This is a genomic window from Yersinia proxima (assembly GCF_902170785.1).
Taxonomy (GTDB): domain Bacteria; phylum Pseudomonadota; class Gammaproteobacteria; order Enterobacterales; family Enterobacteriaceae; genus Yersinia; species Yersinia proxima.
On record NZ_CABHYG010000002.1, the window covers coordinates 78,327 to 91,729 of the forward strand.

Below are 13,403 nucleotides of genomic sequence, written 5' to 3' on the forward strand. Positions count from 1 at the left end.
ACGAATAAAATGGCCCTAAACCCGTCATACTTCAAACTGCATGTGCGTTGGCTGCCTTCGCTCACCCCAGTTACTTCCTCGTGTAAGCTCCTGGGGATTTACTCAGTTGCCGCCTTCCTGCAACTTGAATTATTTAGGGTTTAATGGGATGGGCTCTTTGCTATTTCTTTAAAGTTTTCGACTGCTGCCTGGGCTAATTGTGGATCATTAATATTAAACGGATAATGCACCAGACGGCGTTTGTCAGTTTGAATCACCGTTTCTTCCAACGTACGGATAAAGGCTTTCAGTGCTTTTTCGTCCCAGAAGGGTTGACCCGGAGCATCCAGCGCTGAAAATCCGCCCTCTGGAATCAAGAAACGCACTTCACCTTCACAGCGATTGAGCTTCTCGCCAATCCAGCGCGCCATCTCAATATTCTCTTGCTCGGTGGTGCGCATCAGTGTGACTTGCGCATTGTGCTCATAGAACAAGCGGCCCGCATATTTCGTCGGAATAGTAGCTGGGCTACCGAAATTGACCATATCTAATGCACCACAAGAACCGACATAAGGGATTTGGCTGTGAGCAATGGCATCGAACCTTTCTGGCCCGCAGGCTAAGACACCATCAAATAACAGGTCGCAGACTTCAGTGGTGGTCAAATCCAACGCCCCTGCCAGTAAGCCACTTTCCGCTAATTTTTCCATGGCTTTGCCGCCACTGCCGGTCGCGTGGAACACCAGGCAATCATATTCTGCCGATAACGCAGCACTGACAGCCTGAATACACGGGGTTGTCACACCAAACATGGTCAAACCCAGCGCAGGTTTGTCATCGGTGGCTAACTTTTCTTTGGCAAATGCTTCTTTGGCAAAATAAACTGCACCGGCAATTTGATGGGCCGCATTACTCAACACACGGCGGGAAATACGATTAAGCCCTGCAATATCCGTGACCGAATACATCATGGCGATATCACTAGCTCCGATGTAACCGGAAACATCACCAGAAGCCATGGTTGATACCATTAGCTTAGGAATGCCGATAGGTAAACCTTGCATAGCAGGTGTTATCAGCGCCGTACCACCGGAGCCTCCCAAACCTAACAATGCAGCCACATCATCACGGCTGGCAATAAAACGTTCAAAAGCCACCGCCATCGCACTTATCGCCCGCCCTCTGTCACCACAGAAGACGGCCTGACGCCCATCGGGATGGTGGCTTGCCACCGTTTCAGCCGTGATATCAGCGCCACCCGCGCGCTGGCCTTCTTTAGTCGACAAATCAACCGTAACTGTCTTCAGGCCGGTTGCTTTAATCAATTCACTGACATAGGCCAGCTCGTCGCCTTTGGTATCTGTCGTAGTCGCGATAAAAATATGACGGGGCATCTGAACATCCTTCTGTGAATGCGGAATGTCACAAAAAATGAAGCGCGTTGGTTAAGATAGAATCATATTGAGACTGCAGTATCATTATCGCAAAGGGCATTATTTAAATGTGAGACTGTCGTCTCAAAAACAATCTGAATGTGAAGGGCATTCATGGCGATTTGTGCGGGCGGTTTGTTATAGTGGGCGCAAATACGATCTCAAGACTATGGAGTGACCGTGAGCCATCAAGATAAACCAGAGCAGGCCTCTCCATCACTAACCACCATCAGGGCCAGAACCCGGCGGTTACTTATCGATACAGCGATGTCGATGTATGAACAAGGCGCATTTCCATCAATAACCGAAGTGGCAAACGCCGCCCAGCTTTCTCGTGCAACGGCTTATCGCTATTTCCCAACGCAAAGTGCCTTGGTTTCTGCCATGGTTGATGAGAGCCTCGGGCCGATATTGGCGTGGCAACCGACTCAACCTGATGCTCGCCAGCGAATTGCTGAATTATTGTCTTTTGCTTATCCACGGATGTTGCAACACGAAGGTGTGCTGCGAGCCGCGTTGCATTTATCGTTACAACAATGGGCCGACAACCGTAGTAATCCAAATAATGAAGAAAAGTTGATTCGTGGTAACCGTAAGCGGTTGTTAAAACTGGCAGTCGAGCCATTGGAAGGAAAGTTACCGCCAGAAGCACTGCAACGAGTGATCCATGCTTTCTCGTTAATTTATGGGTCAGAAGTGTTTATGGTGCTGAAAGATATTTGGCATTTGGATGACGCCGGAATTCAGGATGTTACCCAGTGGATGGGCAAAGCCATTCTGCTACAAGCGGAAACCGATGCAATGCAGACGGCTCAGGATGAGAGCTGCATGGATAAGTGATTCAGGTGAGTGAATGCCGCTAACACCGCTGCGGCGTCAAGGCCGCAGGGTTTACCCAAAGTCATTGGCGTTGCGGCAAGGCAGCAAATGAACACATCCCGATGAGCTGACATGAGTCAGTGATTCGGGTGAGTGAATGCCGCTAACACCGCTGCGGCGTCAAGGTCACAGGGTAAATTTAGACGGCTTCCAGCCGTGCGTAAGCCGCCACCAGCCACTTAATCCCTTCACCGGGGAAAGCTACTTGCAATCGACTGTGCTCACCGCTGCCTTCTAAATTGACGATAGTGCCTTCACCAAACTTAGGATGTCGCACCCGCTGGCCCAGTGAGAAGCCGCTGTCATTTTCGTTCATCGGCGTCCCCATTCTACGGTGGTTTACCGGGCGAGAGACCGTCGCGCGTAGCCGCACTTCTTCGACGCACTCTTGCGGCAATTCGCCGATAAAACGTGATGGCCGATGATTCACTTCTTTGCCGTACAAACGGCGGCTCTCGGCATAACAGAGTGTCAGTTTCTGCATCGCGCGCGTGACCCCAACATAGGCCAGCCGCCGTTCTTCTTCCAGACGCCCACCTTCATCCAGTGACATCTGACTTGGGAACATGCCCTCTTCCATACCCACGATAAATACCTGCGGGAACTCCAGCCCTTTTGCTGAATGGAGAGTCATCAATTGCACTGCATCCTGATAGGCATCTGCTTGCCCCTCACCGGCTTCCAGCGCCGCATGAGAAAGAAATGCCTGTAATGGCATCAGATCCTGATCTTCATCCTGATAGCTGTATTGGCGGGTCGCATTGACCAGTTCTTCAAGGTTTTCAACACGCGCCTGACCTTTTTCGCCCTTTTCCTGCTCGTACATCGACCACAAGCCAGAATCGCGAATGACTCGATCAGTTTGGACATGCAGCGGCATATCAGCTGTTTCATGCGCCAGTGAATCTACCAGTTCGACAAAACGTTGCAGTGCAGAAGCCGCACGGCCTGCCAGCACTTTTTCCTGCAACATGGCACGGGTTGACTGCCACAAGGTTAACTGACGGTCACGCGCGGTTTGGCGAATCACATCTAATGTGCGATCACCAATCCCACGGGTCGGCGTATTCACCACCCGCTCAAAAGCAGCATCATCGTTACGATTGGAAATCAGGCGCAGATAAGCCAGTGCGTCTTTGATTTCCTGACGTTCGAAGAAGCGCTGACCACCATAAATACGGTACGGCATCGCCGTTTGTAACAAGGCCTCTTCCAAAACACGCGATTGGGCATTACTACGATACAAGATGGCGCAATCATTCAGTGCACCGCCGTTGTCTTGCCAGGCTTTGATGCGATTCACCACAAACCGGGCTTCATCCAACTCGTTAAAGGCACAATAGAGTGAGATAGGCTCGCCTTGCGCCCCATCAGTCCACAAGTTCTTACCCATGCGGCCGTCATTATTAGCAATCAGGGTGTTTGCCGCCGTCAGAATATTGCTGGTCGAACGATAATTCTGCTCCAATCGGATAGTTTCAGCGCCGGGAAAATCTTTCAGGAAGCGCTGGATATTCTCCACCTGCGCCCCGCGCCAGCCATAAATTGACTGGTCATCATCGCCGACAATCATCACATTGGAGCGATCCCCCGCCAGCAGGCGAATCCAGGCATATTGAATGTTGTTGGTATCCTGGAACTCATCCACCAGAATGTTGGTAAAGCGCTCGCGATAGTGATTCAGAATGTGGGGCTTATTCAGCCACAACTCATGCGCGCGCAATAATAGCTCGGCAAAATCCACCAGGCCCGCGCGGTCACAGGCTTCCTGATAGGCCTGATAGATACGCAACCAAGTGGCTTCAACCGGGTTACCGTAGCTCTCAATATGCTGCGGACGTAGCCCTTCGTCTTTTTTGCCGTTGATGTACCACATTGCCTGACGCGGTGGCCATTGTTTTTCATCTAAATTCAATGCCTTAACCAAGCGTTTCAATAATCGCAGTTGGTCGTCGCTGTCGAGGATTTGGAAATCTTGCGGCAGATTGGCATCCATATGGTGAGCACGCAGCAACCGGTGCGCCAACCCGTGGAAAGTGCCAATCCACATGCCGCCCTGACTGGTACCAATCAAATGCTCAATACGGTGGCGCATTTCGGCCGCCGCTTTATTGGTAAAGGTCACCGCGATAATCGAATACGGGGAGGCATTTTCTACCGACAGCAGCCAGGCAATACGATGAACCAGCACCCGTGTTTTGCCACTGCCCGCACCGGCCAGTACCAACAGGTTGCAACGTGGCGCGGCCACGGCTTCACGTTGTTTTTCATTCAGGCTGTCGAGCAGATCAGAAACGTCCATAGGCACCGTTTATCGGGTAAGGGAAAATAGCTAAATCGCCAGCTATCCGGCGATTTTAACATCATTTCACTGTGAATTTATACAGAGTTATTGCAGAGGATTATAGCAATGCTGTCAGGGAAGCCAACTGCGAAATCTCAATATGTGGCAATAACCGGCTGTCACTGGCCGTCATCAGGCTCTGTTGGCGGTCGTTAATCCAGCATGCTTGCATGCCACAACGTAGCGAGCCGGCTACATCAGTGGTCAGGTCATCACCGACATGTAAAATATTTTTCAGCGGAATATCCAGATGATTCGCCGCTTTATGGTACATATCGCGGAAGGGCTTGGCGCGGCCATGCGGGCCGGAGCGCAAGACAAACTGAAAATAATTATCCAGACCACAGGCTTTAGGATCCGCATTGCCATTGGTGATAGCCACCAGCGGATAATGCTCAGCCAGCGCGCTTAAGGTATCGTGTGTCGCCGGCGGCACATAAATACGGCTTCGCCATAGGGCAAAGTTTTCCATTGCAGCATCAGCCCCACATTGCGCTTCTGACTTACTCAAACCATGACGCATCAACCCCAGCTCAATAGCATGCCAGCGCCACTGAGTGACATCGTGGTAAATGTCCGGATCTTGCTCCAGTAATTCACGACGAAAGCGGTGTAAATCTGCGGCTTGTAACTGCGTCAAATTGGGGTGGTACTGCTGTAAAAATGCGACAGACTCTTGTTCTGTACGGGATATCACCGGCCGATTGTCATACAAGGTGTCATCCAAATCGAAGGTAATGGCGGAAATACGTTCAAGTGGACGATAAAAATGCATCAGGATTTGCCTCGTTTGGCCCGTGGATGAGCAGCATCATACACTGTTGCCAGATGTTGAAAGTCTAGATGAGTATAAATTTGTGTGGTGGTCAGATTGGCGTGGCCGAGTAACTCCTGCACTGCACGCAGGTCGCCGCTGGATTCCAGCATGTGGGTGGCGAAAGAGTGGCGTAGTTTATGCGGGTGAATATGGCTACTGACCCCTTGCTTGACACCCCATTCGGCAAAGCGTTTTTGCACATTTCGCGCTGAAATCCGCTTCCCGGTATTGGCTAAAAAGATGGCGTCATCCTGCGGTTCAAACAATTCACGTAGTTCCAGCCAATGCTCCAGCCACTTGACTGCCGTCTTGCCGATAGGGACTTTGCGCTCTTTGCTACCCTTACCCATCACCCACACTTCGCCGCTCGCCAGATCGACATGTTTGCAGTTCATTCCGACCAGTTCAGATAAACGCAAGCCCGCGCCATACATGACTTCCAGCATCGCCCGGTCACGCACTGCCAGTGGGTCATTCAGGTCGATATCCAGCAGTTTATCGACCTCATCGACATCAATATTTTTCGGCAGATGGCGGCCAGAACGCGGGGTACTGACCCCTTTAGCCGGATTGGCTTGCAGTACGCCCTGACTGACCAGCCAGTTGAGGAAACTGCGCAAAGCCGAGAGCCGCAAAGCCAGGCTGGATGAGTGCAAACCGGCGCGTTTGCTACGCGAAACCAACGAGCGCACTTGCGCGGCATCCAGTGTTTGCCAGTGTGCCAACCCCATCTGCTCGCCCATTTCCATCAGCGCTTGCAACTGACGTCGATAGCTGGTGACAGTCAGCGGGCTAAGTTGGCGCTCAACTTTGAGGTAACGCAGAAAAGCCTCTACCTGCGGGGCAAGCGAAGTACTGAACTCAGTCATACCGGCTCTATCCAGCGCTCCAACAGGCTCGGCAATAACATGGATAATTGATTCAGCATCACGGTGCCCATGCCTTGCTGATAATGCTGGATATCACGACTGCTGAAAATGATAACCCCCAGATCACCCTCTTTGCCCAGCAACGACAATGCCACAGACCCGACTTGCTTGGCTTGCGGCAATAACAGCAACAGCTCCGGCCCATTCAGGCTACCGAGATAATGGCGATCATTCCCCAACCGCTGAATGCGCATTGGCTCAAAAGCGTGGCGAGACAAACCCAAATGGGTGAAATCAGATGGCGCGCCGATTTGCCAACGGTCAGTAAACAATCTGACATTTGCACCGGCCAGCCCGAAATCTCTGGCCCAGCGCTGCAAACGATTGAGCATATCTAGCAAGCTACTGGCGGCGGCAAGATTGCCTTGCAGTTGCAGTAACCGGTTGAATAACACTTCATTCAAGCCCGCCTGCTCCATCAGTAACGTAATCTCTTCTTCCAACTGACCTATCTGGTTACGCTGACGCCCCAGCTGCCACTCCACCAGCGAGACAGTGCCTCTCACCGGATGGGGAATATGCATCTGTTCAACTAAACGAGCATTGCGGATAAAGAAGTCGGGATTTTGCAATAAATACTGCATAACGGCATCGTCGTCTAACTCGATACCCGCCAGCGCCTGCTCCTCAGAACTTTTCATGTCACACCCGTTCCTATAGCCAAAGTAATTGGAATTGCAGGTAGGCAGCCAGCAAGCGAATCCCGATGAGCTTACTTAAGTAAGTGATTCGGGTGAGTGCGCGCAGCTAACAACCCTGCAGTTTCAAGTACGAAGGATATTATAAATGAATGAAGCCATCATACACATGAGTGGCTGGCCCGGTCATATACAGCGGATGACCCGGCCCTTTCCAACTGATATGCAAACTGCCACCCGGCAATTCAACATGCACATCTTCATCCAACAACTCTTGCTGAATGCCAATCGCCACGGCGGCACAAGCCCCGCTACCACAAGCCTGAGTTTCACCGGCTCCGCGCTCATACACTCGCAAGCGGATATGTTCACGGCTCACAACCTGCATAAAGCCGATATTAGCCCGTTCGGGAAAGCGCTCATGGCTTTCTAATACTGGGCCTAGCAAGGCAACATTGGCAACCGAAACATCATCAACCTGCATCACACAATGAGGATTGCCCATCGAAACGACACCACATAACACGGTGTGCTCGGCGGCTCGCAAAATGTAGGTTTTTTCAGCTTTAGCCGCACGGAAAGGAACACTCTGCGGCTCGAAATTGGGTTCGCCCATATTGACGCACACCAGTTCGTCTTCAGTCACACTCAATATCATGCGACCAGTTTGGGTGCTGACACTGATGTCGCGTTTATTGGTCAGCCCTTTCAGTCGGACAAAACGGGCAAAACAGCGCGCGCCATTGCCACACTGAGAGACTTCGCTGCCATCGGCATTAAAAATACGGTAGTGAAAATCCAGCTCAGGATCATAAGGTGGTTCAACCACCAACATTTGATCAAAGCCCACGCCAGTGTGCCGGTCTGCTAATCGGCGGATCAACTCCGGCGAAAAGTAAACATTTTGGGTAACTGCATCGACAACCATAAAGTCGTTGCCAAGACCGTGCATTTTGGAGAACTGCATTTCATACTCCGCTGACTTTTATTGACCGGCTAAATTTTCGGTACTGGCTACATTCGGTACTGACTCAATCTGGCGGCGTAAAGGATTTTCACTGTGGCCCTGCGATACTTTGGGTCGGCTTCTGTTCATCCGGTAAACCTTGCTGATTTTTATCGACCTGGCCACTGTCTTGTTTGGTTGTTTCGACTTTTGGTTTATCTGCCGGTGGGAAATATAACGGGCCTTTCAGACCACAACCGCTCAGCGCGAACACCATCATCGCAGTCAGTGGCCAACATAGTTTCTTTTTCATTTTTTAACGCCTGTAAATTGTTTTGACGCCGGTAAATGTGTTATTGCCTGTGATTCAGGCGTCCAAGGCCTCTATAATCGCAGGTGGATCATGAAAAGCAATAGGAATTGAATATGAACGACAGCGAGTTTCATCAGTTAGCCGATCAATTGATGCTTTGCATTGAAGAAACACTGGATGGTTTTAGTGGCGATAGCGATATCGATTATGAAACCAATGGCGGGGTGATGACCCTGACTTTTGAGAATGGCAGCAAGATTGTTATCAACCGCCAGGAGCCATTACATCAGGTATGGTTGGCAACTAAAGCGGGCGGTTATCATTTTGATTACCGCGAAGGGCACTGGTATTGCTCGCGCAGCGGCGAAGAGTTCTTTACCAAGCTATCCGAAGCAGCGACCGCGCAAGCTGGCGAAGTCGTGAGTTTTAGCTAGTCACAGTCAGTGATTCGGATAGAAGCGCGCAGCTAACACCCCTGCGGCGTCAAGGCCACAGGGGAAATTAATGTAGCTGAAATTGCTGTGCTGGCGCGGAGGTTTCTTTATCAGCAATATGCAGATGAGACAACGCATTGCTGCGGAAAGGAATCACCTGAGTTCGACCATCTAACTGCACAATTTGGTAGAACTGCGGCAAGTTGAAGTTGATAAAGCTGGAGCCGTAAGTAAAGCGGTCGTGGGAAGATGAATAGAAACGGCTAACATCCCGCACTAACTCCTCTTTACTGCCCTCACAATGATGATAAACCTCAACGCGGTTTGTCTCATCCAGGATATAAATATTAAATCCTTTCTCATCTGCGGTGCCTTCGAAGAAGAACTGAATAATCCCTTCGCTGGCAAAACCGTCCACAACCGGTGGCAGATGAATTTGATCGGTTTCGACCTGAATCGATAACCCATGCAACTTGTTATTGGATATCGCGCCATAGAATTCGACAGCATTTTCCAATTTCTGCACCGAGACACTCAGGCGCTCAAAGAACAAGCCCCATGTTTGACCGGAAACTCGCACCGCTTTGAAACGGCCTGGTTCCTGGCGGGTACTGGACAAGCGCAGTTCAATACATTCAGAAACCAATTGCTGGATACGGGTACGAATCAAGCCACGTAAGTGTTGGCTATAGCAGAACACATCCACGGATTCTGGCGGAGCCGCATCCTGATGCATTTTGCCTAAAATAGTTTTCAGTGCTTCCAATACCGCCTGTTCACCGCTGAAATGCAGCGTCCGCACTTCATTCCATGAATTGCGGTACAACAAATCAATACTGCCAACCAAGCACTGCTGCTGCTCGCCAAAACTGAAAACATCCAGTTTACGGAAATCAAAATGCACTACTTGATTACGGAAAGCGGCAGTTGGGTCATGTTCCAGATTGACGATAATCGCTAAATGGCGAATCTCGCACGGGCTATATAGCGCTTTCGGTGTCGGCGCTGGCAGACGCAATGGGAAGTGGTGAGAGATATCCGTCACCAACTCTTGCAGTTTGACGGTATCGCACAGATTGGCACTTTTAATATGCAAGCGCGTTTTGCTGGTCAATAAGCCGTTGAAATAGGCCCATGACACCAATTTATTCAGATAACGGTTATATTCCAGCGGCTGATGACTGACAATCGTCTCCATCGACGGCGCTTGGTTATACAGATACCAGCCCGGACGATTAGCACGGCCCGCAGGCACATGAATAAAGGTCAGGTGTTCTTCGGAAAGATCCGGTGAAATTTGCGGGTTAACCAGAGTCACTTTACCCGGCAGGGCTTCAAATGCCGCATACAGTTTACGGGTCAGAACGCCGATATCCTGCGGGCTGGCGCTAACGCTCAAGTTGTTGCGCCGAGCAAAGCGAATCAAATTACGATAGCTTTGCATCATGGCATCTAACAGCTCGTTATGTGCTTCACGCACCCGTTCAATCTTCCAGTTCGCACGGTTATCCAACACCGCCAGACTCTCATCACTCCAGCCCCATTCACTGACCAATTGGCTGAGAATTTCACGCCGCCAGCCCACACTTGCGGGGGTTCGGGATAATTTCTCACACACTTTCAGATAGAAACAACGACGCACCAGGTTCAAACGGGTGGTGTCATTAATTTGGGTCAGGTAGCGGGTGACACGATCGAGCATCATGCAGTAAGCATCGAGGCCAAATGCCACAATCTCACCGGCATGCAAGCGCTGTTTGATTTCCATCGCCAACAGTTGGGAATTAGGGTATTCCCAAGAATAGGCTTCGAGCAGAACCGTTTTCAGCACCGCTTTATAAGGCGAATCGATACTTTTGTACAATTGCCACAAACTGGCCCCGAAATACTCTTCCGCTGACAGGGTGCTCAAACCGCCCAGATCCAGCCATTCATTCGGCGTTAATACGCCCTGCGCGTACAGCGACAGCACGTAATCATCGTAATTATTTTCTTCTTCAACCGGAACCATATTCCACAGAATACGTTTCCCAGCCAGACGAACCGCACTGCGGTAAAATTCATCCAGCAATAAAATATGTTGGGTTGAGCCGCAATCCTCGCCCCCCAGACTACCACTGGCGTTATGGCGGAAACGGTTTTCATCTATCAGGAAGAAGCTAACTTCAACACCCATTGATGCAGCCCATTTTTCCAGCAGACTACATTTCTTTTGCAGGCGGTTGCGCTCTTCAGCATCAAGCCAGGCTTGGTGACACACCCAGATATCCAGATCAGATGTATGGCACTGACCAATAGATGAAGTGCTGCCCATTGAGTAGACGCCGGTAATCGGCAGTTCACCGCCCACACTCTGCTGCAAAGGTTGGCCCCATTTGGCTTCAACCTCAGAGAGATAATCCTGTTGCGTTTCATTGGGCGTGAAAAGACAGATGCCATGGGGAACGTTACCATCAAGGTAGCCCGGCATCAGTGGATGATGACAATGTAATAGGGTCGGTAGCAGACTGTAGACCTTTTGGAAGGCTGGCCCCATGGCCGCCAAGGCGCGATCGACTCGTAATTGGTTGATCGCATCCAGTCGCTGTTTTAGTGTCTCGATGTAGAGGTACAAGACGTCTCGCCTGGTTGTTCCGGTGCTTAGAATTGTTCCGGTGCTTAGAAAAAAAACCGTGTTCCAGATTCGCTTATGGCTTTTTTTGACTTTCAGCGAAAATGTGGTTTTTGTTGAACTGACCAAAAAACATTTTGTTTGAAGACATATTGTTTGAATAACAGTTAACGAATTATTGCTGGAAACGTGATCAATCTAACACCTTGCCGATTGACCGTAAAGAAAGTAAAGCTATCCCCACAATTATAACGCCTATCTTTTACCAAAGTCATGACCGCAATGGCCCGATATCAGGCAAAAAACCTTTAAGGCCTGTAGCTATCGCACTGACAGTCTTCGCCGGTCAATGGTAGGATGGGCCGTAAAATATAAAAACGGTAACAAGCAATGTTAGACAAAATTATTCGAATTGCCACGCGACAAAGCCCGCTCGCCTTATGGCAAGCACATTATGTTCAACATTTACTGCAAGCCAACCACCCAGGCCTGCAAGTCGAATTGGTGCCAATGGTGACTCGTGGGGACATCATTCTGGACACGCCACTGGCAAAGGTCGGTGGTAAAGGTTTGTTCGTTAAAGAATTAGAGCTAGCACTATTGGAAGGTCGGGCAGATATTGCTGTTCATTCTATGAAAGATGTCCCGATTGCCTTCCCTGAAGGGTTGGGTCTGGTCACCATTTGTGAACGTGATGACCCTCGCGATGCTTTCGTATCAATAAATTATGCCCATCTGGATGATCTGCCCGCAGGCAGTATTGTCGGTACTTCAAGTTTGCGCCGCCAATGCCAGTTACGCGAACGCCGCCCTGATCTGATTATCCGTGACCTGCGCGGTAACGTCGGCACACGTCTTGCCAAGTTAGATAAAGGTGAATACCACGCCATTATTTTAGCCGTGGCTGGCCTCAAGCGCCTCGGGCTGGAAACACGAATTCGTTATGCCATGCCTGCTGAGGAATCATTGCCTGCGGTCGGTCAAGGTGCTGTCGGTATTGAATGCCGTCTCGATGATGATTTTACCCGTCAACTACTGGCTCCCTTGAATCATCGCGAGACTGAATTGCGCGTGTGCGCAGAGCGCGCCATGAATACCCGCCTTGAAGGAGGCTGCCAGGTGCCTATCGGCAGTTATGCTGAATTGGACGGCGATACACTGTGGCTTCGCGCGTTGGTCGGTGCCCCTGATGGCAGTGAAATTATTCGCGGTGAACGCCGAGGGCCGGCTGAAAATGCAGAGCAAATGGGTGTTGAACTGGCCGATGAGCTGCTATCACGGGGTGCCAGAGAGATACTGGCTGAGGTTTATCAGGATAATCCACCGCTATGACGATTCTGGTCACCCGTCCATCTCCTGCCGGGGAGCAGTTAGTCAGCCGCCTGCGTGCGCTGGGCCGGGTTGCCTATCATGCACCCTTGATTGATTTCTCACCCGGCGATGACCTGCCCAAACTGCCTGCATTACTGCAAGATATGCAGGCGGGTGATTTGGTTTTTGCTTTATCACAAAACGCAATTCGCTACGCTAACCCGCTGTTAAAAAGAAATAACCTGTCATGGCCTACGCAGTTATCTTATTATGCTATTGGTCGTAACACTGCATTAGCACTACATACTGCCAGCCGCTTGCACGTCACCTTCCCCCCAACGGGAGAAACTAGCGAGATGCTATTATCATTGCCCGACCTGCAACAACTGACAGGTAAGAAGGCATTGTTATTGCGCGGTAATGGCGGGCGTGAGCTGCTTGGTGAAAGCCTGACCGAGCGGGGAGCAACAGTGACTTTTTGCGAGTGTTATCAACGCAGTCCTATTTTTTATGATGGCAGTGAACAAAGTGCACACTGGCAGCGTTCCGGGGTCAATATTCTGGTCGTTACCAGCGGTGAAATGCTGCAACAGATCTATACTTTAGTTCCTGATTATTATCGTTCTTCCTGGTTGCTCCGCTGCCGGTTAGTGGTCGTGAGCGATCGTTTGGCGGCCTTAGCAGCCCAAATGGGCTGGAGCAAGATCCGGGTCGCCGAGAATGCTGATAATGATGCGCTGATCCGCGCACTGCACGATTTTCAATAAAC

General features: G+C 50.5%; 12 protein-coding genes. 4 read left to right on the forward strand and 8 right to left on the reverse strand.

The features are described 5' to 3' along the window. Positions 1–140: 140 nt before the first annotated feature. A complete protein-coding gene (locus tag FTB31_RS01740) occupies positions 141–1,373 on the reverse strand; it encodes a Tm-1-like ATP-binding domain-containing protein (RefSeq protein ID WP_050076843.1) in 1,233 nt (410 codons plus the stop codon). Between the two features lie 219 nt (positions 1,374–1,592). On the opposite strand from FTB31_RS01740, the gene FTB31_RS01745 reads away from it, so the two are divergent. Further along, on the forward strand, positions 1,593–2,252 hold the full coding sequence (locus tag FTB31_RS01745; protein WP_227731048.1) for a TetR/AcrR family transcriptional regulator: 660 nt from the start codon (positions 1,593–1,595) through the stop codon (positions 2,250–2,252). Positions 2,253–2,430: 178 nt separating this feature from the next. Here the strand turns inward: FTB31_RS01745 and uvrD are convergent, their stop codons facing one another. The 6 genes from uvrD to lptM all read right to left on the reverse strand — a co-directional run bounded on the left by uvrD (position 2,431) and on the right by lptM (position 8,278). Next, the gene (uvrD, locus tag FTB31_RS01750) at positions 2,431–4,593 is read right to left on the reverse strand and encodes a DNA helicase II (RefSeq protein ID WP_005166120.1); all 2,163 of its coding nucleotides are present in this window, start codon (positions 4,591–4,593) and stop codon (positions 2,431–2,433) included. A gap of 100 nt (positions 4,594–4,693) precedes the next feature. Continuing rightward, on the reverse strand, positions 4,694–5,410 hold the full coding sequence (gene yigB / locus FTB31_RS01755; protein ID WP_077175534.1) for a 5-amino-6-(5-phospho-D-ribitylamino)uracil phosphatase YigB: 717 nt from the start codon (positions 5,408–5,410) through the stop codon (positions 4,694–4,696). Then, positions 5,410–6,321, reverse strand: a complete 912-nt coding sequence (gene xerC / locus FTB31_RS01760) for a tyrosine recombinase XerC (protein ID WP_227720492.1) — start codon at positions 6,319–6,321, stop codon at positions 5,410–5,412. The genes yigB and xerC overlap by 1 nt, the downstream gene beginning before the upstream one ends. After that, entirely contained in the window at positions 6,318–7,022 is a 705-nt protein-coding gene (locus FTB31_RS01765) for a DUF484 domain-containing protein (RefSeq protein WP_227731049.1), read from the reverse strand. The genes xerC and FTB31_RS01765 overlap by 4 nt, the downstream gene beginning before the upstream one ends. A 139-nt stretch (positions 7,023–7,161) precedes the next feature. Then, the gene (dapF, locus tag FTB31_RS01770; protein WP_050076838.1) at positions 7,162–7,986 is read right to left on the reverse strand and encodes a diaminopimelate epimerase; all 825 of its coding nucleotides are present in this window, start codon (positions 7,984–7,986) and stop codon (positions 7,162–7,164) included. 88 nt (positions 7,987–8,074) lie between these two features. Next, positions 8,075–8,278, reverse strand: coding sequence for an LPS translocon maturation chaperone LptM (lptM, locus tag FTB31_RS01775; protein ID WP_050076837.1), 204 nt, complete (start codon positions 8,276–8,278; stop codon positions 8,075–8,077). 113 nt (positions 8,279–8,391) lie between these two features. Between lptM and cyaY the strand changes: the two genes are divergently transcribed. Beyond that, the gene (gene cyaY / locus FTB31_RS01780; protein ID WP_011815340.1) at positions 8,392–8,712 is read left to right on the forward strand and encodes an iron donor protein CyaY; all 321 of its coding nucleotides are present in this window, start codon (positions 8,392–8,394) and stop codon (positions 8,710–8,712) included. 67 nt (positions 8,713–8,779) lie between these two features. Here cyaY and FTB31_RS01785 read toward each other — a convergent pair whose 3' ends face one another. Then, positions 8,780–11,326: a class I adenylate cyclase gene (locus FTB31_RS01785; protein WP_019084345.1), complete on the reverse strand. Its 2,547-nt coding sequence runs from the start codon at positions 11,324–11,326 to the stop codon at positions 8,780–8,782. Between the two features lie 387 nt (positions 11,327–11,713). Between FTB31_RS01785 and hemC the strand changes: the two genes are divergently transcribed. Continuing rightward, positions 11,714–12,655: a hydroxymethylbilane synthase gene (gene hemC / locus FTB31_RS01790; RefSeq protein ID WP_050076836.1), complete on the forward strand. Its 942-nt coding sequence runs from the start codon at positions 11,714–11,716 to the stop codon at positions 12,653–12,655. After that, positions 12,652–13,401, forward strand: a complete 750-nt coding sequence (gene hemD / locus FTB31_RS01795; RefSeq protein WP_050076835.1) for a uroporphyrinogen-III synthase — start codon at positions 12,652–12,654, stop codon at positions 13,399–13,401. Before hemC ends, hemD begins: the two co-directional genes overlap by 4 nt. Positions 13,402–13,403 lie beyond the last annotated feature (2 nt).